Source organism: Microbacterium sp. USTB-Y (genome assembly GCF_023703415.1).
Lineage (GTDB): Bacteria > Actinomycetota > Actinomycetes > Actinomycetales > Microbacteriaceae > Microbacterium.
On sequence record NZ_JAGMTU010000002.1, the window covers coordinates 527,059 to 551,900 of the forward strand.

Annotated in this window: 23 protein-coding genes and 1 tRNA gene; 8 read left to right on the forward strand and 16 right to left on the reverse strand. The window is 71.1% G+C overall.

The features are described from left to right. Nucleotide 1 precedes the first annotated feature (1 nt). Nucleotides 2-1,921: a heavy metal translocating P-type ATPase gene (locus J8G10_RS06185; RefSeq protein ID WP_251441665.1), complete on the reverse strand. Its 1,920-nt coding sequence runs from the start codon at nt 1,919-1,921 to the stop codon at nt 2-4. 126 nt (nt 1,922-2,047) lie between these two features. Between J8G10_RS06185 and J8G10_RS06190 the strand changes: the two genes are divergently transcribed. Beyond that, nucleotides 2,048-2,509, forward strand: a complete 462-nt coding sequence (locus J8G10_RS06190) for a universal stress protein (protein ID WP_251441666.1) — start codon at nt 2,048-2,050, stop codon at nt 2,507-2,509. 111 nt (nt 2,510-2,620) lie between these two features. On the opposite strand, the gene J8G10_RS06195 is transcribed toward J8G10_RS06190, so the two are convergent. Then, nucleotides 2,621-2,693: transfer RNA gene (locus J8G10_RS06195), tRNA-Ala, on the reverse strand. Nucleotides 2,694-2,814: 121 nt separating this feature from the next. Then, complete coding sequence (locus J8G10_RS06200; RefSeq protein ID WP_251441668.1) at nt 2,815-3,741, reverse strand: LysR family transcriptional regulator; 927 nt, start codon at nt 3,739-3,741, stop codon at nt 2,815-2,817. A 119-nt stretch (nt 3,742-3,860) separates the two neighbouring features. On the opposite strand from J8G10_RS06200, the gene J8G10_RS06205 reads away from it, so the two are divergent. The 4 genes from J8G10_RS06205 to lysA are packed head-to-tail and all read left to right on the forward strand — an operon-like array spanning nt 3,861 to nt 9,180. Continuing rightward, the gene (locus J8G10_RS06205; RefSeq protein ID WP_251441679.1) at nt 3,861-5,417 is read left to right on the forward strand and encodes an aminotransferase class I/II-fold pyridoxal phosphate-dependent enzyme; all 1,557 of its coding nucleotides are present in this window, start codon (nt 3,861-3,863) and stop codon (nt 5,415-5,417) included. 60 nt (nt 5,418-5,477) lie between these two features. Continuing rightward, nucleotides 5,478-6,980 carry an amino acid permease gene (locus J8G10_RS06210; RefSeq protein ID WP_251441680.1) on the forward strand — a complete coding sequence of 501 codons (1,503 nt, stop codon included), beginning with the start codon at nt 5,478-5,480 and terminating at the stop codon, nt 6,978-6,980. After that, a complete protein-coding gene (locus tag J8G10_RS06215) occupies nt 6,977-7,870 on the forward strand; it encodes a universal stress protein (protein WP_251441684.1) in 894 nt (297 codons plus the stop codon). Before J8G10_RS06210 ends, J8G10_RS06215 begins: the two co-directional genes overlap by 4 nt. Before the next feature lie 50 nt (nt 7,871-7,920). Next, on the forward strand, nt 7,921-9,180 hold the full coding sequence (lysA, locus tag J8G10_RS06220; protein ID WP_251441686.1) for a diaminopimelate decarboxylase: 1,260 nt from the start codon (nt 7,921-7,923) through the stop codon (nt 9,178-9,180). A 191-nt stretch (nt 9,181-9,371) separates the two neighbouring features. Here the strand turns inward: lysA and J8G10_RS06225 are convergent, their stop codons facing one another. The 3 genes from J8G10_RS06225 to J8G10_RS06235 all read right to left on the reverse strand — a co-directional run bounded on the left by J8G10_RS06225 (nt 9,372) and on the right by J8G10_RS06235 (nt 13,267). Next, nucleotides 9,372-11,717 (reverse strand): FdhF/YdeP family oxidoreductase, encoded by a 2,346-nt coding sequence (locus J8G10_RS06225; RefSeq protein WP_251441691.1) that lies wholly within the window; start codon nt 11,715-11,717, stop codon nt 9,372-9,374. Then, entirely contained in the window at nt 11,714-12,598 is an 885-nt protein-coding gene (gene fdhD / locus J8G10_RS06230; RefSeq protein ID WP_251441696.1) for a formate dehydrogenase accessory sulfurtransferase FdhD, read from the reverse strand. Before fdhD ends, J8G10_RS06225 begins: the two co-directional genes overlap by 4 nt. 102 nt (nt 12,599-12,700) lie before the next feature. Continuing rightward, a complete protein-coding gene (locus J8G10_RS06235) occupies nt 12,701-13,267 on the reverse strand; it encodes a TetR/AcrR family transcriptional regulator (RefSeq protein WP_251441697.1) in 567 nt (188 codons plus the stop codon). A gap of 64 nt (nt 13,268-13,331) precedes the next feature. On the opposite strand from J8G10_RS06235, the gene J8G10_RS06240 reads away from it, so the two are divergent. Beyond that, entirely contained in the window at nt 13,332-13,805 is a 474-nt protein-coding gene (locus J8G10_RS06240; protein WP_251441699.1) for a DUF1772 domain-containing protein, read from the forward strand. A gap of 23 nt (nt 13,806-13,828) precedes the next feature. On the opposite strand, the gene rsfS is transcribed toward J8G10_RS06240, so the two are convergent. The 9 genes from rsfS to rplU all read right to left on the reverse strand — a co-directional run bounded on the left by rsfS (nt 13,829) and on the right by rplU (nt 20,787). Further along, nucleotides 13,829-14,215 carry a ribosome silencing factor gene (gene rsfS / locus J8G10_RS06245; RefSeq protein WP_374208766.1) on the reverse strand — a complete coding sequence of 129 codons (387 nt, stop codon included), beginning with the start codon at nt 14,213-14,215 and terminating at the stop codon, nt 13,829-13,831. After that, nucleotides 14,215-15,537 (reverse strand): hypothetical protein, encoded by a 1,323-nt coding sequence (locus J8G10_RS06250; RefSeq protein WP_251441702.1) that lies wholly within the window; start codon nt 15,535-15,537, stop codon nt 14,215-14,217. The genes rsfS and J8G10_RS06250 overlap by 1 nt, the downstream gene beginning before the upstream one ends. Beyond that, the gene (nadD, locus tag J8G10_RS06255) at nt 15,534-16,130 is read right to left on the reverse strand and encodes a nicotinate-nucleotide adenylyltransferase (protein WP_251441704.1); all 597 of its coding nucleotides are present in this window, start codon (nt 16,128-16,130) and stop codon (nt 15,534-15,536) included. The genes J8G10_RS06250 and nadD overlap by 4 nt, the downstream gene beginning before the upstream one ends. A 9-nt stretch (nt 16,131-16,139) precedes the next feature. Then, on the reverse strand, nt 16,140-16,367 hold the full coding sequence (locus J8G10_RS06260) for a hypothetical protein (protein WP_251441706.1): 228 nt from the start codon (nt 16,365-16,367) through the stop codon (nt 16,140-16,142). A 48-nt stretch (nt 16,368-16,415) separates the two neighbouring features. Continuing rightward, the gene (locus tag J8G10_RS06265; protein ID WP_251442394.1) at nt 16,416-17,642 is read right to left on the reverse strand and encodes a glutamate-5-semialdehyde dehydrogenase; all 1,227 of its coding nucleotides are present in this window, start codon (nt 17,640-17,642) and stop codon (nt 16,416-16,418) included. 120 nt (nt 17,643-17,762) lie between these two features. After that, nucleotides 17,763-18,545, reverse strand: coding sequence for a glutamate 5-kinase (gene proB, locus J8G10_RS06270; protein WP_251441708.1), 783 nt, complete (start codon nt 18,543-18,545; stop codon nt 17,763-17,765). Continuing rightward, the gene (gene obgE / locus J8G10_RS06275; RefSeq protein WP_251441713.1) at nt 18,542-20,077 is read right to left on the reverse strand and encodes a GTPase ObgE; all 1,536 of its coding nucleotides are present in this window, start codon (nt 20,075-20,077) and stop codon (nt 18,542-18,544) included. Before obgE ends, proB begins: the two co-directional genes overlap by 4 nt. Before the next feature lie 123 nt (nt 20,078-20,200). Further along, nucleotides 20,201-20,458: a 50S ribosomal protein L27 gene (gene rpmA / locus J8G10_RS06280; protein ID WP_251441714.1), complete on the reverse strand. Its 258-nt coding sequence runs from the start codon at nt 20,456-20,458 to the stop codon at nt 20,201-20,203. Between the two features lie 20 nt (nt 20,459-20,478). Further along, nucleotides 20,479-20,787, reverse strand: a complete 309-nt coding sequence (rplU, locus tag J8G10_RS06285) for a 50S ribosomal protein L21 (protein WP_233309240.1) — start codon at nt 20,785-20,787, stop codon at nt 20,479-20,481. A gap of 269 nt (nt 20,788-21,056) precedes the next feature. On the opposite strand from rplU, the gene J8G10_RS06290 reads away from it, so the two are divergent. Beyond that, entirely contained in the window at nt 21,057-21,320 is a 264-nt protein-coding gene (locus J8G10_RS06290; RefSeq protein ID WP_251441715.1) for a DUF4031 domain-containing protein, read from the forward strand. 165 nt (nt 21,321-21,485) lie between these two features. On the opposite strand, the gene J8G10_RS06295 is transcribed toward J8G10_RS06290, so the two are convergent. Further along, a complete protein-coding gene (locus J8G10_RS06295) occupies nt 21,486-23,951 on the reverse strand; it encodes a ribonuclease E/G (RefSeq protein ID WP_251441716.1) in 2,466 nt (821 codons plus the stop codon). A gap of 262 nt (nt 23,952-24,213) precedes the next feature. On the opposite strand from J8G10_RS06295, the gene J8G10_RS06300 reads away from it, so the two are divergent. After that, nucleotides 24,214-24,834 carry a vitamin K epoxide reductase family protein gene (locus tag J8G10_RS06300; protein ID WP_251441718.1) on the forward strand — a complete coding sequence of 207 codons (621 nt, stop codon included), beginning with the start codon at nt 24,214-24,216 and terminating at the stop codon, nt 24,832-24,834. Nucleotides 24,835-24,842: the final 8 nt, after the last annotated feature.

Below are 24,842 nucleotides of genomic sequence, written 5' to 3' on the forward strand. Positions count from 1 at the left end.
CTCACAGCCTGGTCCTCTCCTCGTGATCACGACGGGCCTTTGGTCCCGCCTCGAGATGCTCTGCCGCGATGTCGCTCTCCGGGGTCAGCGGGCCCCGCAGCGCCCGGAGCGCGTAGAGGATCGTCGCGAGATCCACGAGCTCCTGGATCAGAGCGCCTGCGACGGCGGGGATGACACCGGTCATGGCGACGATCATGAGCGCGATGCTCAGTGCGATCCCGATCCAGATCGCCGTCAGCGCCACCCGGACGGTGTGCCGGCCGATCTCGACCGCGTGCACGACCTTGGCCAGGGAGTCGACAAGGATCACCGCGTCCGCCGCCTCACCCGCCGCCGTCGCCCCCTTCGCCCCCATCGCGATCCCCACGTCGGAGGCGGCGAGGACGGGGGCGTCGTTGACCCCGTCGCCGACCATCATCAGGGGGCGCGGCCGCAGATCACGGGCGAGGCGGACCTTGTCGTCCGGCAGGAGCTCGGCATGCACACCGGTGATCCCGACCGTCTGCGCGATCGACGTCGCGGTGGCCTCGGCATCGCCGGTCAGCATGACCACGCGCTCGACCCCGTGGGCGCTCAGCCACGCGACGACGCCAGGGGATTCGGCGCGTGGCGCGTCGGCGAGCACCAGCGCTCCGGCGTGCCGGCCGTCGATGGCGACGTAGGCTGCGGCCTCGCCCGGCGCGAGGTCGGTGCGCGCGAACTCCGGCACGAGCGAGGCGACGTACGCGGGTTTGCCCACGACCACTGTCCGCCCGCCGATGCGCGCCATGACGCCGTTCGTGGCGACCTCGCCCGCGTCCTCCGCCGCGGCGAGCGCGAGACCGCGCTGCCGCGCTGCGGCACGGATCCCTTCCGCGAGCGCATGCGAGGAGTACTGCTCCGCGGAAGCGGCCAGATGCAGCACCTCGTCCGCAGAGAATCCTCCTGCGGGCCGCACGGCGACCAGCGCGGGGCGACCGCGGGTGAGCGTGCCGGTCTTGTCGAACGCGGCCGAGCGCACCCGGGACAGCGTCTCGATCACCGCGCCGCCCTTGAGCACGATGCCCGCCCGCGCCGAGCGCGACAGGCCGCCGAGGAAGGCGACGGGGGCCGCGATCAGCAGGGGGCACGGCGTCGCGAGCACGAGCACCTCGGCGAACCGCACGGCTTCGCCGGAGAGCGCCCAGGCCAGGCCCGCGAGCAGCAACGACACCGCGGTGAACGGGATCGCGAACCGGTCGGCGAGCCTCACCACGGGCGCACGCGACTCCTGCGCCTGACGCACCAGCAGCAGGATCTGCTGGTACTGGCTGTCGGCACTGCGGCGCAGAGCCCGCATCCGCACGACACGGCTGCCGTTGACGGCGCCGGAGAGCACGGCGTCGCCGGCGCTGCGTGCCACGGGCAGGCTCTCACCGGTGAGCGACGACTCGTCGAAGGAGGCCTCGTCGGTGAGGAGTGCGCCGTCGACCGGCACGATCTCCGAGGGACGCACGAGCAGGAGATCGCCCACGGCGACGTCGTCGACGGGAACGTCGCGCACCCGCTCCCCTTCGACGTCATCGGCCTCGACGATGTGAGCGGTCTGCGGCGAGCGCTCCAGCAGCGCGGTGAGCTCGCGCTTGGCGCGTCGCGCGGCGAAGTCCTCCAGCGCCTCTCCGCCGGACAGCATCAGCACGATGATGAGCGCCGCGACGTACTCCCCCACGGCGAGGGTCGCCACCATGGCCACGATCGCGAGGACATCGAGCCCGAACCGGCCGTGCAGCATCTCGCGGATCATCTGCACGAGCGTCCAGACCACGAACGCCCCGACGACGACCGTGGCGAGCCAGCGCGCCGCGAGATGCTGGCCGGTCGTGTCGAGCACGAGGACCACGACGAGGGTGAGGAGGGCGAGGGGGATCGTCGGCTGGCGTCTCATCGCCTTCAGCACTGCCATGTCCTCGGGGATCTCCTCTCCGGTGGCGCGCGGATCCGCTCCTGCTCTCACCCTTCCGCGCGCTCCCGTCGTGCGCAAGTGACTTTCGTCCCGGTCGCGGCCGCGCTGCCGGAGGAGGCTGAGCGCATGAACACCTCTGCGAACGCCCCCATCCTCGTCGGCGTCGACGGCTCCGACTCGTCGCTCGACGCCCTCCGCTATGCGGCGAAGCTCTCCGCCGCCCTCGGCATCCCGCTGCGTGCGGTGACGACGTGGGACTACCCGGCCCTCATCGACCTGTATCCGAGCGCGGGCTGGACGCCGGACAAGGACGCGGCGGTCGTCCTCGACGCCGCGATCAAGGACGTGTTCGCCGGGGACCCGCCGGCGGATCTCTCGGCGTCGGTGCTGGCCGGCCCCGCCGCGCCCGTGCTCATCGAGCAGAGCCGTGGCGCGGAGATGCTGGTGATGGGCAGCCGGGGCCGCGGAGGATTCACCGGACTGCTGCTCGGATCCGTGAGTGCGACCTGCGCGTCGCACGCGCACTGCCCCGTCCTCATCGTGCGGCACGAGAGGCACGAGGAGAAGCACGACAAGCAGGAGGACTGAGCGCCGGGGTGGTGCCGTCGAACCGGCGGCGACAGGCCGGCGGACCAGGACATCCGCGCGCCGGGAACGACGAAGCCCCCGATCTCTCGGGGGCTTCGTCGTGTTGAAGTGTGGACCTGAGGGGACTCGAACCCCTGACCCCCTGCATGCCATGCAGGTGCGCTACCAGCTGCGCCACAGGCCCAGACGCTGTTCGCGGCTTCCCGCGACAACTCACTCAGCTTACAACACCGTTTCGATCGGATGCGAATCGGTGCGGCGAATCCCGGACGCCGGGCGTGTCCCTCGGCGAACCGCGGAAGCCCTCAGTCGAAGGACAGCGCGGCGAAGCCGTCGCGGATCGCCAGGACCAGCTGCCGCACCGCGGTCGACGGGCCGCGCGGCGAGCCCTCGGCCGAGGTCGCCACGAGCACCGAGCGCGCGAACGCCGGATCCTCGATCGGGCGCAGGACGATGCCCGGATGCGCATTGCCGACCGCGAGCCTCGGGAGCAGTCCGACGGCCAGGCGCGCCGCGATCATCCCGAGCATGACCTGGAAGTCGTCCGTCCTGATCGCGACCTCGAGCGCGCGCCCCTCGGCGGCGAACGCGTCGACCACGATCGTGTCCATCGGATCGTCCCCCGCCGCGGCGAAGAGCCAGCGCTCCTGCCACAGCGTGAGCATCGTCGGCAGGTCGATCGGGCCGGGCGTGGCGAGCGGGTGGCCGGACGGCAGCGCCAGCAGGAGCGGATCCCGATGGACCTCGACCGCCGCCACGTGCGGCCGGAACGGCAGCTCGTACCCGGGCACGGTGTAGACGAGGGCGGCATCCAGCCCACCGCGGTTGATCCGTTCGACGAGCGTGGGCACCTCTTCGAGCACCGCGTCGATCTCGATCCCGAAGTCGTTCACGCGGGAGACGACCGCCGGCAGGATCTTCGCCGCGGCTGTCGGGAACGTCCCGAACCGCAGCCTCACCCGGCCCATCTGGGTGAGCTCCCTCGCGTCGCGGATCGCGCGTTCGCTCAGGGTCAGGATCTCCTGGGCCCTGTCGAGCAGGAGCATTCCGACGGGCGTGAGCCGGCTGCCCCGCGGCGAGCGCAGCAGCACCGGGGATCCGACCAGGCGCTCGAGGTTCTTCAGGTGGTAGTCGACGGTCGGCTGCCCCCAGCCGAGACGGCGCGCGGCCGCGGTCACGGAACCCTCGGCATGCACCGCTCGGAGCGCCTCGAGCTGCCGCAGATCGACCATGACACCAACCTCCTATGTGGGATCAGGCCGTTTCGGACCGTCCAGTCACATACAGGATATGTGAGGCGGATGAAGTTCGAGGGATTCCTTCCCGCCGGCTCCGCCCTCACCATGGGGGAATGCCTTTCACCGAGTCCCTCGTCGCGGCCGCACCCGTCGCGTCCAGCGGGTCCTCGATCACCCGAGACCTCCGCCACGCAGCGACCCCCTACGCCGACGCGCTCGAGCGCCACGCGAGCCGATCGCCGATCCAGCTCATGGTGCCCGGCCACAGCGGCAACGGCCGCGGCATCAGCGCCCGCCTGGCGGAGTACTTCGGCGAGCGCGTGCTGCAGCTCGACGTGCCGATGCTCCTCGACGACATCGACCTGGGCGAGGACTCCCCCCTCTCCCAGGCCCTCGAACTCGCCGCTGACGCCTGGGGCGCGCGGCGCACCTGGTTCCTCGCCGGCGGCGCCTCTCAGGCCAACCGGATCGCCGCGCTCGCCGTGCGCGGCCTCGGCGCGAACATCCTGTCGCAGCGCAGCGCGCACTCGAGCTTCAGCGACGGCGTGCTCACGGCCGGTCTCACGCCGTCGTTCGTGCTGCCCTCGGTCGACCGCCGTCACGGCGTCGCACACGGCGTCTCCCCCGCAGCTCTCGACGACGCGCTGACCGCGGCGGCCGCACGGGGCCAGGCGGCGAGCGCCGTCTACATCGTCTCGCCGAGTTACTTCGGATCCGTGGCCGATGTCGCCGGACTCGCCAAGGTCGCGCATGCGCACGGCGCCCCGCTGATCGTGGACGGGGCCTGGGGGCCGCACTTCGGCTTCCACCCCGACCTCCCGGAGTCGCCCGCCCGCCTCGGCGCGGACCTCGTGGTCTCGAGCACGCACAAGCTCGCCGGGTCCCTCACCCAGTCCGCGATGCTGCACCTCGGCGACGGCCCGTTCGCCGACCGCCTGGAGCCCCTGATCGAGCGCGCCGTGTCCACGACGTCATCGACGTCCTCCTCGGCTCTGCTCACCGCCTCGCTCGACATCGCGCGGCACTCGCTCATGACGGGCGCCGAGGAGATCGGCCGCTCGATCGTCGCCGCGAACGCGTTCCGCGCCGCACTGCGCGAGGATCCCCGCTTCGCCGTCCTCGACGACGGCTTCGGCGCCTTCGACGACATCGTCGCGACCGACCCGCTCCGCGTGCCGATCGACGTCTCGGCCACCGGGGTGAGCGGCCATTGGCTGCGCCAGCACCTGCTCGAGGTCGAGGGCATCTACTTCGAGATCTCGACGGCGACCGCACTCGTCGCGCTCATCGGCGCCGGCAAGACGCCGGACCTCGAGCACGTGCACCGCGTGCTGTCCGCGGCGGTCGACTCCGATGAGGCGCACGCTGAGCGCGCGCAGGCCGACACCGCCGACTTCCCCGCGCTGCCGCCCTCCGGCGCGCTGCGCATGCTCCCCCGCGACGCCTACTTCGCGGGCACAGAGCTCGTCCCCGCCGCGCAGGCGGTCGGCCGCGTCTCGGCCGACACCCTCGCCGCGTACCCTCCGGGGATCCCGAACGTCATCCCGGGCGAGGAGATCACGGCGCAGACCGTGGCGTTCCTCCAGGCCGTGGCCGCGTCACCGAGCGGATACGTCCGCGGTGCGGTCGATCCCGACGTAGCGCGATTCCGGGTGACGAGAGAAGACTGACACCCGATCCTGCCGGATCCGGACCGCGCAGGATCACACATCCAATCGAAGGAGACTGGAATGACCACCATCGCCCAGCAGCTGCTGCGCCGGAAGCCGACCACACCGGTCGGCGCCGGCGAGGTGCACCTGAAACGCAGCATCGGACTGTTCTCGCTGACCATGATCGGCGTGGGCGGCACGCTCGGCACGGGAATCTTCTTCATCCTCTCGCAGGCCGTACCCGTCGCCGGCCCGGCCGTGATCTGGTCGTTCGTGATCGGAGGCGTCGTGGCCGGGCTGACCGCCCTCTGCTACGCCGAGATGGCGGGCGCCGTGCCGGTGTCCGGATCCACCTACTCCTACGCCTACGCCACACTCGGCGAAGGGACCGCGATGGCGGTCGGCGCGTGTCTGCTCCTCGAGTACGGCGTCTCCACGGCAGCGGTCGCGGTCGGCTGGTCGCAGTACGTCAACCAGCTGCTGCAGAACCTGTTCGGCTGGCAGATCCCGGTGCAGTTGTCGCAGGCTCCGGAGCAGGGCGGCATCATCAACGTCCCCGCCGTCATCGTGATCGTGCTCTGCGGCCTGCTCCTGATGCGGGGCGCCCGCGAGTCGACCCTCGTCAACAGCATCATGGTCGTGATCAAGATCTCGGTCGTGCTGTTCTTCTGCGCGGTCGCCTTCACCGGCTGGAACGCCGACCACTTCCAGAACTTCGCCCCCGCGGGCTTCGCCGGCATCGTCGGCGGCGCGGGGATCATCTTCTTCTCGTTCGTCGGTCTGGATGCCGTCTCGACCGCCGGCGACGAGGCGAAGAACCCGAAGCGCAACCTGCCGCTCGCGATCATCTTCGCCCTCGGCATCATCATCACCCTCTACGTGCTCACCTGCCTCGCCGCGCTCGGCGCGCAGGCCCCGGAGAAGTTCGAGAACCAGGATGCGGGCCTGTCCGCGATCCTGCAGAACATCATCGGATCCACCTGGCCGGGCACGGTCGTGGCGATCGGCGCGATCATCTCGATCTTCTCGGTGACCCTGGTCTGCCTCTACGGCCAGACCCGGATCCTCTTCGCGATGTCGCGCGACGGCATGATCCCGCCGGTGTTCGCGAAGGTCGACCCGCGCACCCTCTCACCCGTGAACAACACGATCATCGTGGTCATCGCGACGAGCGTCCTCGCCGCCGTCGTGCCGATCAACTTCCTCGCCGAGATGACCAGCATCGGCACCCTCGTCGCCTTCCTCGTGGTGTCGATCGGCGTGATCATCCTGCGCGTGCGCGAACCCGAGCTGGAGCGCGGCTTCCGTCTGCCGCTCGGCTGGACGATCCCGATCCTCTCGATCATCGGCTGCATCGCGATCATCACCCAGCTGCGTCCGATCACGATCTTCGTGTTCGTCGCCTGGGCGGCCGTGTTCCTCGTCTTCTACTGGTTCTACGGGCGCAAGCACTCGGCGCTGGGGGCCGGCCACCCGGTCGTCGCCGCCCCGGACGTCCCGTACACCACCGCCGTCGCCCAGCCGAGCACCGGCGAGGTGCGCCGGGCCGCGGCCGAACGCCGGACGGACGGCGAGCGATGAGCCTGCTCGTCGGCCTGAACCCCGCCAGCCGCTCGGCGTCGGTGCTGCACCTCGCGGCGATGCTGGCGCGCTCCGCGGACACCGATCTGATCGTCACGACGGTGATCCCGGAGACCTGGCCGCGCGCGGCCGCCGCCCGAGACGACGCCGAGTGGCAGGCCTACACCCACGAGACCGCGAACGCCGTGCTCGACCACGCCGCCGCAGTGCTGGGCGGGTCCGTGCGGGCGGAGTTCGTGCTGCACGAGGCGGCCTCCGCCCGGCGCGGGCTGCTCGAGCTCGCCGAGCTGCGCGATGTCGGCATGATCGTGATCGGATCCTCCTCCGCCGCCCCGCTCGGGCGGATCGCCCTGGGATCCGAGAGCGACGCACTGCTGCACGCCTCCCCCGTCCCTGTGGCGATCGCGCCCCGCGGCTTCCGCACGAAGGGCGACGCCAGGGTCGGCCGGGTCACCGCCGCGTACCGGGGCACGGACTCGTCCTCGACCCTCGTGCTCGATGCGGCCACGGTCGCGGCCGCGGTGGGAGCGTCCTTGCGGATCGCGTCCTTCGCCGTGGTCCCGCGCACCTCCGGCACGGCGGGCGCCGGGCTCGACGCGGAGCAGGGCATCGCCGAGAAGTGGGCAGAGGACATCCAGGCGGACGTGGCCCGACTCCTCTCTGAGGTGTCCACCCTGCCCGACCCGCCCGAGCTCGCGGGCACGGTGATCGGCCTGGCCGACACCTGGGAAGCCGCGGTCGACGACGTGGAGTGGGACGCGGACGAGGTCCTGGTCGTAGGATCGAGCAGTCTCGGGCCCCTCGCCCGGGTCTTCCTCGGCTCGAACGCGACCAAGGTCGTCCGGCACTCCCCCGTGCCCGTCGTGGTCGTCCCGCGCCGCGCCCTGTGAGACGCTGACCGCACCCCCGAAGTGACCGCACCGACCCGAAGGATGTGACCATGCCGCACCCGATCCTCGACCTGTTCCCCGCCGGGACCACCGTCGACCCCGACGGCACGCTGCGGTTCGGCGGCTGCCGCGTCGACGACCTGGCGCGGGAGTTCGGCACTCCGGCGATCGTCGTCGACGAGACCGCTCTGCGGGCGCGGGCCAGGGAGTACCGCACCGAGCTGACCTCGCGGTGGCCGAACGCGCGCGTCGTGTTCGCGTCCAAGTCGTTCCCGGCGACCGCGGTGCAGCGCGTGATGGTCGAGGAGGGCCTGGGGCTCGACGTCGCGGGCGGCGGCGAGATCCTCAGCGCCCTCCGCGCGGGGGTGGATCCGGCTCTGCTCGTGCTGCACGGCAACGCCAAGTCGACCGAGGAGCTGCAGATCGCGGTGGACGCCGGCCTCGGCCTGGTCGTGGTCGACAACGCGGACGACGTGGACCGGCTCGAGCAGCTCGTGCCGGAGGGCCGCACGCAGGACGTGCTCGTGCGGATCATCCCCGAGGTCGAGTCGTCGACCCACCCGCACGTGCAGACCGGGCAGGTCGGATCCAAGTTCGGCCTCACCATCCCGGTCGCGAAGGAGCTCATCGCACGGATCGAGGCGAGCCCGAAGCTCTCGATGCGCGGCGTGCACGCCCACGTCGGATCGCAGATCATGGATCCGTCCGAGCTGGCGGCCGCCGTCGCCCCGCTCGCCGAGCTCGGCACCTTCCCGGTGTACGACCTCGGCGGCGGGCTCGGCGCGCGCTACACCTACGACGAGCACCCGGCGAGCGTCGCCGAGTACGTCGAGGCGCTGCTCGCCGCCGCGCGGGAGCACCTCCCCGCGGAGGCGGAGCTCATCATCGAGCCCGGCCGCAGCATGGTGAACGGCTCGGCGATGACGCTCTACACCGTGACGACCGTCAAGCGCGATGCGCGGACCTTCGTCGCGGTGGACGGCGGGATGGGCGACAACCTCGAGGTGGCGCTGTTCGCGCAGCGCTACGAGGCGGCTCTCGCAGCCCGCATGAACGAGGAGCCCGAGGAGGACGTGCTCGTCGTCGGGCGGCACTGCGAGTCCGGCGATGTGCTGATCGACCCGCTGCGGGTGCCCGCGCCGCGGGTCGGCGACCTCCTCGCCGTCCCCGCGACGGGCGCGTACACGCACACCATGGCGAACAATTACAACGGCTACCGGCGCCCGCCCGTGGTCTTCGTGCGCGACGGCGAGGCCCGCGCCGTCATCCGCCGCGAGACCTGGGACGACCTCTTCGACCGCGATCTCTGAGCCCGCCGCAGCGGTCGCTCGATTCACCGTGCGCCTCGCTCGGTTCACCGTGCGCCTCGCTCGGTTCACCGTGCGCCTCGCTCGGAGATGTGCGCTTGCTTCGGACGCGATGAGCGAAGACGTCCGATCGAAGCGCACATCTCCGAGCAAGATGCACAGCATCACGCCAGGCAGACCGCGCCGTGGGGGCCTCAGGCCGCGGAGCGGCTCACCGTCACCTGGATGCTCTTCATGAGCGGCTGATCGCTCTGGACACTGAAGTCGGCGTGCCCGATGAGCACGTTGAGCTCGGGCATGTACCCCGCGGCGTTGCCTCGGGGCAGGTCGTACGGCACCGCGCGGAAGGCGCGCGCGATCCGCGTCGACCCGTCCTTCGACGTCGAGCGGATGTCGACCAGGTCGCCCTCGACGATCCCTCTGGCACGCATGTCGTCGGTGTGCAGGAAGATCAGCTCGCGCAGGTTCTTGACGCCCCGATAGCGATCGTTGTTGGAGTAGATCGTGGTGTTCCACTGGTCGTGCGAGCGCATCGTCTGCAGCACCAGGGTCTCGTCCGACGCCGGGATGACGTCGGGCATCGGCGCCAGCGAGAACTCCGCGAGACCCGACTCGGTCTCGAACACGCGCTCGCGCGCGGGCTGCGGGATGCGGAAGCCGTGCCGGCTCTGGATCCGCTGGTTGAAGCCCTCGAATCCGGGCAGCACCTGGGCCATCACGTCGCGGATGCGGTCGTAGTCGGCGATGTAGTCGTCCCACGGCGTCTGCGTCTGCGGGAGCGTCGCCTTCGCGATGCCGGCGATGATCGCGGGCTCCGAGCGCAGGTAGGCCGATGCCGGCCTCTTGCGGCCGATCGAGAGATGCACCATGCTCATCGCGTCCTCGACGGTGACGCCCTGCGGCCCGGCCTCCTGCTGATCCCGCTCGGTGCGCCCGAGGCACGGCAGGATCACCGCCTTCTCGCCGTGCACGAGGTGGCTGCGGTTGAGCTTGGTGCTCACCTGCACCGTGAGGCGGCAGCGACTGAGCCCTTCGGCGGTGTACGGGGTGTCCGGTGCGGCGAGCACGAAGTTGCCGCCCATGCCGACGAACACCTTCACGGTGCCGTCGTGCATGCCGCGGATCGTCTTCACCGTGTCCAGGCCCTCCCGGCGGGGCGGGTCGATGCGGCAGACCTCGGCCAGCCGGTCGGTCCACGCCGGCGGCCGGTGATCGATGCCGCAGGTGCGGTTGCCCTGCACGTTGCTGTGCCCGCGCACGGGCGACGGTCCGGTGCCCGGCCGCCCGATGTTGCCACGCAGCAGCAGCAGGTTCACGATCTCGCGCACCGTGTCGACGCCGTGCTCGTGTTGGCTGACGCCGAGGCACCAGCTGATGATGGTGCGCTCCGAGCCGAGGTAGATCGCCGCAGCCCTGCGGATCTGCTCCTCGGTGAGGCCGGACTGGCGCACCAGCTCGGCCCAGGGCGTCGCCTCGACGAGCGTCCGGTACTCCTCGACCCCGTTCGTGTATCCGCGGAGGAAGGCGGTGTCCAGCACCGTCGGATCCGTCCGGGCCTCCTCGAACACGACCTTGGCCATACCGCGGATCAGTGCGAGGTCGCCGCCGATGCGCACCTGCAGGTTCATGGTGCTCGTGTCGGTGCTCTTGAACAGCGCCATGTCCACGAACTCGTGCGGCACGATCGTGCGAGTCGCTCCGGCCTCGACCAGCGGGTTCACATGCACGACCTGGGCTCCGCGGCGGACCGCGTCCGACAGCGCCGTCAGCATCCGGGGTGCGTTCGAGGCCGCGTTCACGCCGAGGATGAACAGTGCGTCGCACTCCTCCCAGTCGCGCAGGTCGGCTGTGCCCTTGCCCGTGGCCAGGGACGCCTTCAGGGCTCGTCCGGAGGCCTCGTGGCACATGTTGGAGCAGTCCGGGAGGTTGTTCGTCCCGTACTCGCGCACCATCAGCTGGTACAGGAAGGTGGCCTCGTTGCTCAAGCGTCCCGAGGTGTAGAAGCTCGCCTCGTCGGGGCTGTCCAGCGCCTGCAGCTCCGCGCCGATGAGGGCGAACGCGTCATCCCACGAGATGGGCACATAGCGGTCGGTGACGGGGTCGTAGCTCATCGGCTCGGTGAGCCGGCCCTGGTCCTCGAGGTCGAAGTCGGTCCACTGCGCGAGCTCGGCGACGGTGTGCTGGGCGAAGAACTGGCGGTCGACGCGCTTGTGCGTCATCTCCCAGGTGACGTGCTTGATGCCGTTCTCGCAGATGTCGAGCCGCAGATTGCCGAGGTCGTCCGGCCACGCGCAGCCGGGGCAGTCGAAACCCGAACGCCCGTGGTTCATGATGAGCATCGCCTCGGATCCGGCGATCGGCTCGCGCTCGCGCAGCAGCACCTTCCCCACCGACATCGCCGCTCCCCAGCCGGCTGCCGGGTGATGGTACGGCTTGCGCGACCAGGCCGCCGTCGTGCGCGGCCCGTAGCCGCCCTGGCGGGGCTCCTCGGGCATCAGGCCGAAGGCCGTGCCTCCGCGTGCGTCCACGTCGTCGCTCATCGTCGTGCTCGTCCTTCCTGCACGGGAGCATCGCCCCGCGTCCCCGCATCGATCAGCACACGATGCTCGTGCGCGTACACGTTCATGGTTCGGCCCCGGACGAAGCCGAGCAGGGTGAGCCCGGACTCCTCGGCGAGCTCCGCCGCCAGCGACGACGGCGCCGACACCGCGGAGAGGATCGGGATCCCCGCCATCACGGCCTTCTGCACGAGCTCAAAACTGGCGCGTCCGGAGACCTGCAGCACGGTCCCGCGCAGCGGCAGCCGTCCCTCCTGCAGCGCCCAGCCGACCACCTTGTCGACGGCGTTGTGCCTGCCGACGTCCTCTCGGATCACGAGCTGCTCGCCGGTCGCGACGTCGAAGAGGCCGGCCGCATGCAGTCCCCCGGTCTTGGCGAATGCCGCCTGCCCGGCGCGGAGACGATCCGGCAGCTCGGAGATCCACTCCGCGTCGACGGTGACGTCGTCGTGCGTCACGTCATGATGCGAGGTCGTCCGCACCGCGTCGATGCTGGCCTTGCCGCAGACCCCGCACGAGCTCGTCGTGTAGAAGCGCCGCGTCTCATCGGCACCGGGGATCCGGACCCCTGGTGCGAGCGTGGCGTCGAGCACGTTGTACGTGTTCTCCGCGCCGCCGGTGCCGGGCCCGCCGCAGTGGATGGCGGACCGGAAGTCGGAGCGGTCTGTGATCACGCCTTCGGAGACGAGGAATCCGATCGCCAGCTCGACGTCGTGCCCCGGCGTGCGCATCGTGACGGCCAGCGGGGTTCCGCCGATGCGGATCTCCAGCGGCTCCTCGACCGAGAGGGTGTCGGCGCGGCGACGAACGCCCTCGCCCAGGGCGATCCGAGTGACCGGCCGCAGAGTCGTGATCCGTCCCACGGCTCGACCCTACCCGTCGATCACCCGCGGACAGGTCGACCCGACCGTCTTTGTCAGCGAGGACAAAGAACGCGTTCGCGCGGCACCGCCGCGAGCCGGATGTCAGCTGCGTCGATCGAACAGCGCGACGATCGCCGCAGTCCGGTCGTCCTCGAGCGCCGCGTCCAGACGAGCATGCGCGTCCAGCTGGCTCAGGCCGTGCAACGTGCTCCAGAGGAGCTCCGCGCGCACCGCGCGGTCCCGGGCGTCCGTCCCGCCGACGGCGAGCTCCAGCATCCGGAATCCGCGACGGAGCTCTTCGGGTGTCTCCTCGGCGGCGAAGACGACACTGCTGCGCGCCGACGCCATGGCCTCGTACACGGCCGGATGTTCACGTGCGAAGTCGAGATAGGCCGAGACCAGGGCCGGAAGGGTGCTCCCCCGGTCGTCCGGGACATCCATCGCCGCCGCCAGCTCGGCGTATCCCTCGACGACGACCCGGCCGACGATGTCCTCGCGTCCACCCGGGAAATGCCGGTACAGGATCGGCTGGCTGACGCCGACCGCGGCGGCGAGGCGGCGCACCGTGACCGCCGGCCATCCCTCGCTCTCGGCGATCTCCCGGGCGCTGCGGATGATCCGCGACTCGCGTTCGCGGACTCTTTCGGCATCTTGCGCTGATCGGGCCATGGGGTTACCTTAGCAGTGCTAACAGTTAGCGTCGCTAACACGTGCATTCCCGATCGGAGAAGCAATGTCCCTCATCATCGGCATCACCGCCGTCCTCGCCGTGCTCGGACTCGCCGGCATCTTCGGCACCGATCTGAGCGTCGCCGTCGTGCAGCGCGCCGTCTACGCGGAACTGGACGACCGCACCCTGGTGCGGATCATCGGCCGCGGCCACTATTACGGCGACCGCCGGTTCCCCGTGATCGGCATCGGCGGCACCGTCGCCACGGCGGCGACCGCGCTGCTGGCGTTCCTCGGGGGCGCCCCGCTCGCCGGACCGCTCGCTGCCGCGGCGCTCATCCTGGTCATCGTGTGGCTGCTGTTGTTCGTCCGGGTCGCGAAGCCCATCAACGCCCGCTTCACCGCGGCAGCAGCGGCCGGCGAGGTCCCTGAGGACGCGCGGGCCCTGCAGGCGCGGTGGGAGTCGATCATCCCGTTGCGCGCAGGCCTGCTGGCGGTCGCGATCGCCCTGCTGTGCGCGACGCTGTTCCTGCTCTGAGGCCTCCTGCCCCGAGGCGGGGCTCAGTCCTGGTCGGCGGCCACGCGCAGCGGCGCCGGCTCGGCGATGGGGACGACCGGGCAGTCCTTCCACAGGCGCTCGAGACCGTAGTACGTGCGCTCCTCCTCGTGGAAGACGTGCACGATGAGGTCGCCGAAGTCGAGCAGCACCCAGCGGGCCTCGCTGCGGCCCTCGCGGCGCACGCGCTTGTATCCCGCCTCGATCATGCGGTCCTCGATCTCGTCGGCGATCGCGGCGACGTTGCGCTCGCTGTTACCGGTGACGAGCAGGAAGATGTCGACGAGCGGAAGGGGCTCCGACACGTTCAGCGCCAGCAGATCCTCCCCGCCCTTGGCACGGGCCGCGTCGGCGGCGATCTGCAGCATCTCTGCGGCGGAGGGTGACTGCATCATGAAGAGAACGCTCCTGTGGCGATGGCGACGATGAGTGCCCCGACCAGTGCGACGGCGAGAGCGCCGGCGGTGATGGTGAGGGCGAGCATGAGCTTGTTGCCCTTCTCGGGCTCCGGCGGTCGGATGACCTCGCCGGCGGGCTTGATGGTGCCGATGGCGGCGCTGGCCGCGATCGGAGTGGGCGACGACGACGGCGCGAGCTCTCCGTCGAGCAGGACCGCATCGATCTCCTTGCCGTCGGCGACGCCGTCGGCGTGGCCGCGCGAGCCGAGCCCCGCGGGCAGCTCGTAGCTGCCGGTGACGAGGATCTCGCCGGTCGAGGCGACCGGGCCGGAGAGCGAGGGCCCCGCAGGAGCCTGCTGGAAGATCAGGGCGTTCGGCGCCGCGTGGTGCGATCCGGTGGAATCCCCGATCAGCGTGTCGAAGGAGTCGATCCCCGGCGCGGTCGGGACCGACTGCTCCGAGAGCACCCGGGCGCCGAAGGCCGGGTTGACGGAGGATCCGGCCGGGGCGGCGGGCGCGGCCGGGGCGGGCTCGGGCGTCGCGTCGGACTCGGCGACGAGCTCCGACCACAGCGCGGACTGTCCGGGCTCCTCGACCGCATCGGACATCGGCGCGGCGGGCCGCAGGGGCGCTACGGCGGGCGCAGCGGCCGGATCCGACGACGGCGCGGCCGGAGCGGCCGCGGGAGTCGTCGGCGCGGCGGCATGCCAGGTGCGCCCGGTCTCCTCCTCGGCGCGCATGACGGCCGAGACCGACACCGGCGCGACGGCCTGCTCGGCGTCGTCGACGCCTTCCTGCTCCTCGTCGGACCCGGACGGTGCCGGTGCCGCGTCGACGGCCGGCTCGTACGACCGACGGCGGCTCGGGTAGGCCGGACGCGGGACGTCGGTGATCATCCCTTCCGCCGCGGGAGCCGGCGCGGCGGGCCGCTCCGGGATCGTCATCGGGGCGGCGGCGGACGGCGCGACCGGGGCGGTCGGTGCCGGGGCGACCGACGCTGCAGGGTCGTGCACCGGGACGGAGCCCGTGCGGATCCGCTCCTGCTCGCGGATCTGACGGCGGGTCAGCGGCTCCTCGGCGTCGTCCTCTGCGACGGGGTCGGGGCTCGTCTCGGGCGCTGCGACCGGAGGCACGCTCACGGCATCCTGGAGACGCGCGGCCGCGGCCTCCTCCTCCGTGACGATCGGGGTCGAGCCGGTGAGGCGGGACTCCCGCAGCTGCTTCCGGGTCAGCTGACCGCCACCCGATGACGGGTCAGCACCGTGCGTGCTGCTGTCGGCCGACTGATCAGCGGGGCGCTGATCCCATGTGCTCATGACGTGCTCCGATAAAGATGATGCTTCGCGATGTACTGAACCACCCCATCCGGTACGAGATACCAGACCGGGTCTCCCTCGCGGACGCGGGAACGGCAATCGGTCGAGGAGATCGCAAGGGCGGGGACCTCCAGCTGGCTGACGTCGCCGGGCGGCAGACCGTCCGTGCTCAGCACGTGACCGGGTCGGGATACCGCGACGAAGTGGGCCAGATCCCACAGTTCATCATGATCCCTCCAGCTGAGAATCTGCGCCACGGCGTCCGCACCGGTGATGAAGAAGAACTCGGCGTCAGGGCGCTGCGCCTTCAGATCCCGGAGCGTGTCGATCGTGTACGTCGGACCGTGCCGATCGATGTCGACGCGGCTGACCGTGAACGACGGGTTCGAGGCCGTGGCGATCACCGTCATGAGGTAGCGGTGCTCGCTCGGCGTGACGCCGCTCTTCTGCCACGGCTCCCCCGTGGGCACGAAGACCACCTCGTCGAGCCCGAAGGAGTGCGCGACCTCGCTCGCGGCCACGAGGTGCCCGTGATGGATGGGGTCGAACGTCCCGCCCATCACGCCGATCCGCGGCGCCGGAGTGGTCGTCATCGGCTCAGCTCAGTGACCGTGGCCGGCCCCGTGTCCCTCGTGACCGTGCTCCGCGGCCCAGGCGTCCGCCTTCGCGGCGTGGCGGTTGGCGACGTTGCGGTAGGAGAGCGCGACGAGCCCGAGAAGCGCGAACACGCCGCCGGCGATGAAGAAGAACGGGAGCGTCTCCAGCATCACGTTGCCGCTCTGCTCGGTGTTCTCAGCGGCGGCCTGCACGAGCTGTGCGACGAGGTTCATCGATTCTCCAGAGTGATCAGGGTGGAACTCAGCTCCTCAGTCTAGCCCTCAGCCGCGCGTCTGCCCCGCTCCGCGCGCGAGCCACTTGGTGCTGGTCAGCTCCGCGAGGCCCATCGGGCCCCGCGCGTGCAGCTTCTGCGTCGAGATGCCCACCTCGGCGCCGAAGCCGAACTCGCCGCCGTCGGTGAAACGCGTCGATGCGTTCGCCATCACCACCGCGGAATCGACCTCGGCGAGGAAGCGCTCGATCGCGAGCGCGTCGGTGCTGATGATCGACTCGGTGTGACCCGTGCTGTACCGCCGGATGTGCGCGAGCGCCTCATCGAGGTCGTCCACGACGCGCATCGAGAGGTCGAGGCTCATGTGCTCCAGCCCCCAGTCCTCCTCGGTGGCAGGGACGGCGTCCGGGACGAGACGGCGGATGTCGTCGTCGCCGTGGATGGTGACCCCCTGCGCGATGAGCGCCTCCGCGACGTCGGGCACGAGGCGGTCGGCCGCACCGCGCAGCACGAGCACCGTCTCCACCGCATTGCAGACGCTCGGGCGCTGCACCTTGGCGTTCACGACGATGTCCCGCGCCCAGTCCCGCGGCGCCGACTCGTCGAGCACGATGTGCACGACGCCCGCACCGGTCTCGATCACGGGCACCGTCGACTCGGTGACGACGGTCTCGATCAGCCCGGCGCTCCCCCGCGGGACGAGCACATCGATGAGTCCGCGGCCGTGCATCATCGCGGTGGCGCCGGCCCGTCCGAAGTCGTCGACCGTCTGGATCGCCTCGGCGCTCACCCCGGCCGAGGCCAGCGCGTCGCGCATCACCTGCACGAGCACCGTGTTGCTCTCGCGCGCGGCGCTGCCTCCGCGCAGCACGGCCGCGTTGCCCGACCGCAGGGCCAGGGCGGCGATGTCGACCGTGACGTTCGGCCGCGCCTCGTAGATCGCCCCGACCACCCCGAATGGCACGCGCACCTGCTCCAGAGCGACGCCGTTGGGCATCCGATGCCCGCCGACCACGCGCCCGACCGGATCCGGCAGCGCTGCAACCTCGCGCACGGCGGCGGCCAGCGCCTGGATCCGCTTGTCGTCCAGGCGCAGCCGATCCAGCAGCCCGTCGCCGATCCCCTCCTCGGCGCCTCGCTCGAGATCCCGTGCGTTCGCGGCGATGATGTCTTCCGACGCCGCCGTGAGCGCAGCGGCGATCGCCTCGAGCGCCTTCGCCTTGCCGTCGCTGGTGAGCCGCGCGGTCTCGCGCGAGGCGTCCTTCGCCGCGCGCATGCGCGTTTCCGGGGAGTCGTGACCGGCGGAGACGTCGGCGGGCGCGGTCGTATCGGCGATCATCGTGGACATGCGGTCAGTGTACCCACGCCGCGCGCCACCCGGACGCGGGATGACGGATCAGACCGCGGGTTCGAACCAGGTGCCGATCTCGGCTCCGGAGAGCGCCTCGGCGACGAGATCAGCACTGGTCACCAGCACGCCGATCCCGCTGGCCGCGGCGAGGCGTGCCGCCGAGACCTTCGTCGCGGCGCCGCCGGTGCCCACGCCGTTGACGACCGTCGCACCGAACTCCAGACCCGAGAGATCCGCACCGGCGGCCACCACGTCGAGCGGCTCGGCGGCCGGATCGGACGGCGGCCGCGTGTACAGCGACTCGACGTCGCTGAGCAGCACGAGCGCATCGGCCCCGACGAGCTGCGCGACGAGGGCGCCGAGCCGGTCGTTGTCGCCGAAGCGGATCTCCTGCGTGGCCACGGTGTCGTTCTCGTTGACGATCGGCAGCACCCGCAGTCCGAGCAGCCGCTCCATCGCCCGTCGCGCGTTGCTGCGCGACGTGGGGTGCTCGAGGTCGCCGGTCGTCAGCAGCACCTGTCCTGCCACGATGCCGTGCGGGCGCAGCGCCTCCTGATAGCGGTAGACGAGCACGTTCTGGCCGACCGCGGCCGCCGCCTGCTGCGTCGCGAGGTCGGTGGGGCGGGCCTCCAGCTGTAGGAACGGGATGCCGGTGGCGATGGCCCCCGAGGAGACCAGCACGATCTCCGCACCGCGCGCGTGCGCAGATGCCAGCGCCTCGACCAGCAGGGGGATCCGCCAGGCGGCGTCGCCGCTGATCGACGAGGATCCGACCTTGACGACGATGCGCGCGGCTCCGGGCAGGTCCGCCCGGGTGAGTGCCGTCACCGCGCGTCCTCGCCGGACTCCTCGACGTCCTCCCCCGCGGCGGCGCGGGTCGCGAGGCGCTGCTCCTCGAGCTCGGCGCGTGCTGCGGCCTTCGCGTCCATGCGCTCGTGGTACCGCTCGCGACGCTCGCTCGTGGTGCGGCGCGTGTTCGGGTCGAAGCGGGAGTCGAGGCCGCGCGGCGACGTGATCAGCTCGGCCGCGGAGCTCAGCTGCGGCTCCCAGTCGAACACGATGCTCTCGCCCGGGCCGATGACGACGGTGGATCCGCGCACCGCACCGAGGCGGAACAGCTCGTCCTCGACGCCCAGCTTCTCCAGACGGTCGGCGAGGTAGCCCACGGCCTCCTCGTTCTGGAAGTCGGTCTGCTGCACCCAGCGCACGGGCTTCTCGCCCAGGATCCGGTAGATGTTGCCGTAGCTGCCGCCCTCGACCCGGATCTCGAAGTCGCGCTTCGCGCCCTTCGGGCGGATGACCACGCGCTCCTTGGGCGCTTCGGCGGCCGCGGCGAGCTCGGCGCGGTGGGCGTCGACGATCTCGCCGAGCGCGAAGGTCAGCGGGCGCAGCCCCTCGTGGGCGACCGTGGAGATCTCGAACACGCGGAAGCCGCGCGCCTCGAGCTCAGGGCGCACGAAGTCGGCGAGCTCGCGCGCCTCGGGAACGTCGATCTTGTTCAGGGCGATCAGCTGGGGACGCTCGAGCAGCGGCACCTGCCCCTCGGGCACCTCGTAGGCGGCGAGCTCGGCGAGGATCACGTCGAGGTCGCTGATCGGATCGCGGCCCGGCTCGAGGGTCGCGCAGTCGAGCACGTGCAGCAGCGCGGAGCAGCGCTCCACGTGCCGGAGGAACTGGAGGCCGAGTCCGCGGCCCTCGCTCGCGCCCTCGATGAGTCCGGGGACGTCGGCGACGGTGTACCGCGAGTCCCCGGCCTGCACGACGCCGAGGTTCGGGTGCAGCGTGGTGAACGGGTAGTCGGCGATCTTGGGACGGGCCGAGGAGATCGCGGCGATCAGGCTCGACTTGCCGGCCGACGGGAAGCCGACCAGCGCGACGTCGGCGACCGTCTTGAGCTCGAGCACGACATCGCCCTCGAAGCCGGGCGTGCCGAGCAGCGCGAAGCCGGGCGCCTTGCGCTTCGGAGTCGCCAGTGCGGCGTTGCCGAGGCCCCCGTGGCCGCCCGCGGCGACGATGTACCGCTCGCCGGGCGTGACCATGTCGGCGAGGATCTGGCCGTCCGTGGTCTTCACGACGGTGCCCACCGGCACCGGGAGCTCGAGGTCCTCGCCGTCGTAGCCGGAGCGGTGGTCGCCCATGCCGAAGCCGCCGTTCTGCGACGTCCGGTGCGGCGAGTGGTGGTACGAGAGCAGGGTGCCGGTCTGCGGGTCGGCGACGAGCACGATGTCGCCGCCGTCACCGCCCTTGCCGCCGTCGGGCCCGCCCAGGGGCTTGAACTTCTCCCGGTGCACGGACACGCAGCCGTTGCCGCCCTTGCCCGCGCGCAGGTGCAGCGTCACCCTGTCGACGAACGTGACCATGCGGGGATCCTCCTGGGTTGGCGGGCGGTGGGCCCTGTTGATCGTGCCGGGAATAGGGAAACGGGGCGAGCCGAAGCCCGCCCCGTTTCCGAACGCTCAGCCGATGGCCGAGCCGTCGAAGCCTTACTCGGCAGCTGCGACGATGTTGATGACCTTGCGGCCGCCCTTCGCGCCGAACTCGACCGCACCGGCGGCGAGGGCGAACAGCGTGTCGTCGCCGCCACGGCCGACGTTCACGCCGGGGTGGAAGTGCGTGCCGCGCTGGCGGACGAGGATCTCGCCGGCGTTGACGGTCTGGCCGCCGAAGCGCTTCACGCCGAGTCGCTGTGCGTTGGAGTCACGACCGTTGCGGGTCGAGCTCGCACCCTTTTTGTGTGCCATTTCTCAGCTCCTCTTCGTGCTTACTTGATGCCGGTGATCTTGACGCGCGTGAGGTCCTGACGGTGCCCCTGGCGCTTCTTGTAGCCGGTCTTGTTCTTGAACTTCTGGATGACGATCTTCGGGCCGCGGAGGTGGCTCACGACCTCTGCCGTGACCTTGACCTTCGCGAGCTTGTCGGCGTCGGTGGTGATCTTGTCACCGTCGACGAGGAGCACCGCGGCGAGCTCGACCTTGTCGCCCTGGGCCGCCTTCAGACGGTCGAGCTGAACGATCGTGCCGACCTCGACCTTCTCCTGGCGTCCACCGGCGCGCACTACTGCGTAAACCACTTCATACCTGTTTCGTTGGGGAGCGGGACCGCTCCGTAATCTCACGGGAAGACTGTGCGTGCATCGCGCCACAGCAGAGGGATCCGCAGTGGCGGGCGCGAGTTGCATGATCCCGCGGCGGCCGAGTGGGGCGTCCGGCGCGGTGCACCAAGGAGCTACTTTACCGGATGCGCCGTCCCCTCGCAAAGCGAGCGCGGCCGTGTCGGGATCCCGGATCCGATCCGCTCCGATTCGGCCGCGCGGCCGGCACGGCGTCCTAGGATCGCGGAATGGCGATCCTCGTGGACGATCCGATCTGGCCGGCGCACGGCCGGCTCTGGGCGCATCTGGTCAGCGACTCCGACGTCGACGAGCTGCACGCCTTCGCCGCCGCGCACGAGATCCCGCCGCGGGCCTTCGACCTCGACCACTACGACGTGCCGGAGGACGCGCTCCCCCGGCTCATCGCCGGCGGTGCGGAGCACGTCGGCGGCAAGGAGCTCACCCGCCGTCTCATCGCCTCGGGGCTGCGCGTCCCTGCCCGCGACCGCTGATCGGCCCGCCCCTCCGCACTCCCCGAAGGATCGTCGCTCTCCGACGGTCGTCGCGACGATCAGCACATCATGTGACGATCAGCACAGGATCCCGCAGGATCCGTGTGCCGATCGTGACACTGTGTGCCGATCGCGACATGCGTCTCCCGACGACGCGTGCGGGTCTCAGGCCTGCTCGCCCCGCGGCGCCGCCTCGGTCGTGTGCACGACGGCCGTCCCCGCGGAGAGCGCCGCCGTCGTCACCCGACGACGATTGCGGCCCTGACCCGGGGCCTTGGGCTCGGGCAGCGCGTCCAGCACCGAGTCGAGCAGCTGCTCGGCCTCGGTCTTCGGGCCCTTGCCGCGGTCGGATCCGCGCTTCTTGCGCTGCTTCTTGGGCCGCTCGGCGACGGGCGCCTCGGCAGCGGCGTCGACCGGTGTCTCCGCGGAGACCGGGGCCTCTCCCGCGGGCCGGCTGGAGGCGGCGATCTGCGCGAGCGCCGACTTGGCGCCCTCGGGGATGCTGTGCGTGCCGCCGTTGGCGGCGGCGGGCGCGGGCGCACCGTTCGCCGCGCCGTTGGACGGCGAACCGCCGTTCCCGCCGCCGCGCTGGCGCCGGTTGGACGTCTGCTGCGGCGCGGCCGCGCGGTGCTTGACGACGGGATCGTGATGCACGATCACGCCACGGCCCGCGCACACCTCGCAGGGCTCGCTGAAGGTCTCGAGCAGGCCGAGACCCAGCTTCTTGCGGGTCATCTGCACGAGCCCGAGCGAGGTGACCTCGGCGACCTGGTGCTTGGTGCGGTCGCGGCTCAGGCACTCCACGAGTCGGCGCAGCACGAGATCGCGGTTGGACTCGAGCACCATGTCGATGAAGTCGACGACGATGATGCCGCCGATGTCGCGCAGACGCAGCTGGCGGACGATCTCCTCCGCGGCCTCGAGGTTGTTCTTGGTGACGGTCTCCTCGAGGTTCCCGCCCGAGCCCACGAACTTCCCGGTGTTGACGTCGACGACCGTCATGGCCTCGGTGCGGTCGATCACGAGGGATCCGCCCGACGGCAGCCAGACCTTGCGGTCCAGGGCCTTCTCGATCTGCTCGGTGACCCGGTAGGCGTCGAACGGGTCGCGCTCGTCCTCGTACGCCTCGACCCGGTCGAGCAGGTCGGGGGCGACGCTTTCCAGGTAGGAGCGGATCGTGCGGCCGGCGTCGGCGCCCTGGATCCGCATCCGGGTGAAGTCCTCGTTGAAGACGTCACGGACGATCTTGACGAGCAGGTCGGGCTCGGCGTGCAGCAGCGCGGGCGCCTGCTGGGTCTCGACCTGCTTCTGGATGTAGCTCCACTGCGCCGTGAGGCGCTGCACGTCGTTGGTCAGCTGCTCCTCGGTCGCGCCCTCGGCCGCCGTGCGCACGATCACGCCGCTGGACTCCGGGAGCACCTCCTTGAGGATCCGCTTCAGGCGCGCGCGCTCGGTGTCGGGCAGCTTGCGCGAGATGCCGTTCATGGATCCGTTCGGCACGTACACGAGGTAGCGGCCGGGCAGCGAGATCTGGCTGGTCAGGCGGGCGCCCTTGTGGCCCACCGGGTCCTTGGTGACCTGCACGAGCACGCGGTCGCCGGCCTTGAGCGCGAGCTCGATGCGCCGGGGCTGGTTGCCGGTCTCGACGCCGTCCCAGTCCACCTCACCGGAGTACAGGACGGCGTTGCGGCCGCGGCCGATGTCGACGAACGCGGCCTCCATGCTGGGGAGCACGTTCTGCACGCGCCCCAGGTACACGTTGCCGATGAGCGACGCGTCCTGGTTGCGGGCGACGTAGTGCTCGACGAGGACGTTGTCCTCGAGCACCGCGATCTGGGTGCGGCCGTTCTTCGAGCGCACGATCATCTCGCGGTCGACCGCCTCGCGACGGGCGAGGAACTCGGCCTCGGTGACCACGGGGCGGCGGCGGCCGGCGTCGCGGCCGTCGCGGCGGCGCTGCTTCTTGGCCTCGAGCCGCGTGGATCCCTTGATCGCCTTCGGCTCGGTGATGTACTCGACGACGCGCTGGCGCTGGCGCGGCTGCTCGGCGTCGCCGCCGCGCCCGCGGGTGCGGCGGCCGTCCTCGGCGTCGCGGCCGGTGTCGCGCGTGCGCGCCGGAAGCGGGACGAACGCGGGGGCGTGGAAATGCAGCTGCGTCGAGACGCGCGACACGAAGATCTCCGGCAGCAGCCCCAGGCTCACGGCGGTGGCCGCCACGGGCTCCGCCTCGGGAGCGGACTCGGCTGCGGTCTCCGCGGCCGGCTCGCTCTCCGGGGCCGCCTCGGCCTCAGACTCCGCGGGGACCTCGGCCTCGACGACGGGCTCGGCCGACTCACGCTCGGCAGCGACGGGCTCGGGCTCGACGGCGCGCGCCGGCTCGGCCTCGGCCGTGGGCTCGGCCTCGACGGCGGGCTCGATCTCAGCCGCGGGATCGCCGATGCTCTCGTCCTCGGCGGATGCCGCAGCGTCCTCGACGGGGGCATCGGGAGTCTCGACGGGCGCCTCCGGGGCGTCCTGGACCTCGGCGGGTGCCGTGTCCTCGACCGCCGGGGGCTCCGCGGAACCCGGCGCTACCGGCAGCAGCGCGTCGATGTCGAGGGTAGGGGCGTTGTCATTGTTCTCGTCGGCCATCTCTGGCGTACTCCCTGCACGACGGGCGAGCCGTCGTGAATTCTCTCGTGCGATGCGCTCGGCACCGCGAACTCAATCGGTCTGCGATCGGCGTGTGCTCTGATCGCTGGGGGCCGGAGCCCCCGAAGTCTGTATCCGTCGTCCGTCGTCATGGCGGTGCGACCCGTCCATTATCGCACCATCGGGGCAGGATGCCCGCCTCGACGCGTTCCGATGCGCGCGGATGGATCCCGCGCAGAAGCGCGACTGCGATAATCGCGGCATGTCTGCACAGCGCAACCTCGCGGGAACCAGGCCCGTCGGCTACGCCATCTGGCTCATCGTGGCGAGCGTCGTCGGGTGGTGGGCGGCCTTCCAGCTCACACTCGACAAGTTCGCCACCCTGGAGAACCCGACCGCGGATCTCAGCTGCAACGTCAGCGTGTTCGTGCAGTGCGGCAAGAACCTGGACTCCTGGCAGGGCTCGGTGTTCGGCTTCCCGAACCCGCTGATCGGCCTCACCGGCTGGATGGCGCCGCTCGTCGTCGGCGTGGCGATCCTCGCCGGTGCGCGCTTCCCGCGCTGGTTCTGGGCGCTCTTCGGCCTCGGGATCACCGGCGCGTTCGTCTTCATCGCCTGGCTGATCTGGCAGAGCTTCTTCGACCTGCACACGCTGTGCCCCTGGTGCGGGCTGACCTACCTCGTCGTCATCCCGACATTCCTGGCGACCGTGCAGCAGCTGTTCGCGAACGGGACGTTCCCCGTGGGCAAGGGCGCCCAGCAGGCGGCGCGCCGCCTCGGCGCGTGGGTGCCGCTCGCGTCGATCCTGGGGTTCGCGATCGTGGTGATGCTCGCCCAGATCGCCGGCGTCGACCTGATCGGCGAGGTCGTGCGGATGTTCTGAGGCGGATC

Excerpts from the sequence above, each read along its gene's own strand:
- J8G10_RS06290 (WP_251441715.1), top strand. The coding sequence starts at position 21,057 with ATGGCGATCCTCGTGGACGATCCGATCTGGCCGGCGCACGGCCGGCTC.
- J8G10_RS06250 (WP_251441702.1), bottom strand. The coding sequence starts at position 15,537 with ATGAGCACATGGGATCAGCGCCCCGCTGATCAGTCGGCCGACAGCAGC.
- J8G10_RS06240 (WP_251441699.1), top strand. The coding sequence starts at position 13,332 with ATGTCCCTCATCATCGGCATCACCGCCGTCCTCGCCGTGCTCGGACTC.
- nadD (WP_251441704.1), bottom strand. The coding sequence starts at position 16,130 with ATGACGACCACTCCGGCGCCGCGGATCGGCGTGATGGGCGGGACGTTC.
- lysA (WP_251441686.1), top strand. The coding sequence starts at position 7,921 with ATGCCGCACCCGATCCTCGACCTGTTCCCCGCCGGGACCACCGTCGAC.
- obgE (WP_251441713.1), bottom strand. The coding sequence starts at position 20,077 with ATGGTCACGTTCGTCGACAGGGTGACGCTGCACCTGCGCGCGGGCAAG.
- J8G10_RS06185 (WP_251441665.1), bottom strand. The coding sequence starts at position 1,921 with ATGGCAGTGCTGAAGGCGATGAGACGCCAGCCGACGATCCCCCTCGCC.
- J8G10_RS06200 (WP_251441668.1), bottom strand. The coding sequence starts at position 3,741 with ATGGTCGATCTGCGGCAGCTCGAGGCGCTCCGAGCGGTGCATGCCGAG.
- J8G10_RS06260 (WP_251441706.1), bottom strand. The coding sequence starts at position 16,367 with ATGAACCTCGTCGCACAGCTCGTGCAGGCCGCCGCTGAGAACACCGAG.
- J8G10_RS06295 (WP_251441716.1), bottom strand. The coding sequence starts at position 23,951 with ATGGCCGACGAGAACAATGACAACGCCCCTACCCTCGACATCGACGCG.
- rpmA (WP_251441714.1), bottom strand. The coding sequence starts at position 20,458 with ATGGCACACAAAAAGGGTGCGAGCTCGACCCGCAACGGTCGTGACTCC.
- J8G10_RS06225 (WP_251441691.1), bottom strand. The coding sequence starts at position 11,717 with ATGAGCGACGACGTGGACGCACGCGGAGGCACGGCCTTCGGCCTGATG.
- J8G10_RS06300 (WP_251441718.1), top strand. The coding sequence starts at position 24,214 with ATGTCTGCACAGCGCAACCTCGCGGGAACCAGGCCCGTCGGCTACGCC.
- rsfS (WP_374208766.1), bottom strand. The coding sequence starts at position 14,215 with ATGCAGTCACCCTCCGCCGCAGAGATGCTGCAGATCGCCGCCGACGCG.
- J8G10_RS06215 (WP_251441684.1), top strand. The coding sequence starts at position 6,977 with ATGAGCCTGCTCGTCGGCCTGAACCCCGCCAGCCGCTCGGCGTCGGTG.
- J8G10_RS06235 (WP_251441697.1), bottom strand. The coding sequence starts at position 13,267 with ATGGCCCGATCAGCGCAAGATGCCGAAAGAGTCCGCGAACGCGAGTCG.
- J8G10_RS06190 (WP_251441666.1), top strand. The coding sequence starts at position 2,048 with ATGAACACCTCTGCGAACGCCCCCATCCTCGTCGGCGTCGACGGCTCC.
- J8G10_RS06265 (WP_251442394.1), bottom strand. The coding sequence starts at position 17,642 with ATGCGCGCGGCGAAGGACGCCTCGCGCGAGACCGCGCGGCTCACCAGC.
- J8G10_RS06210 (WP_251441680.1), top strand. The coding sequence starts at position 5,478 with ATGACCACCATCGCCCAGCAGCTGCTGCGCCGGAAGCCGACCACACCG.
- J8G10_RS06205 (WP_251441679.1), top strand. The coding sequence starts at position 3,861 with ATGCCTTTCACCGAGTCCCTCGTCGCGGCCGCACCCGTCGCGTCCAGC.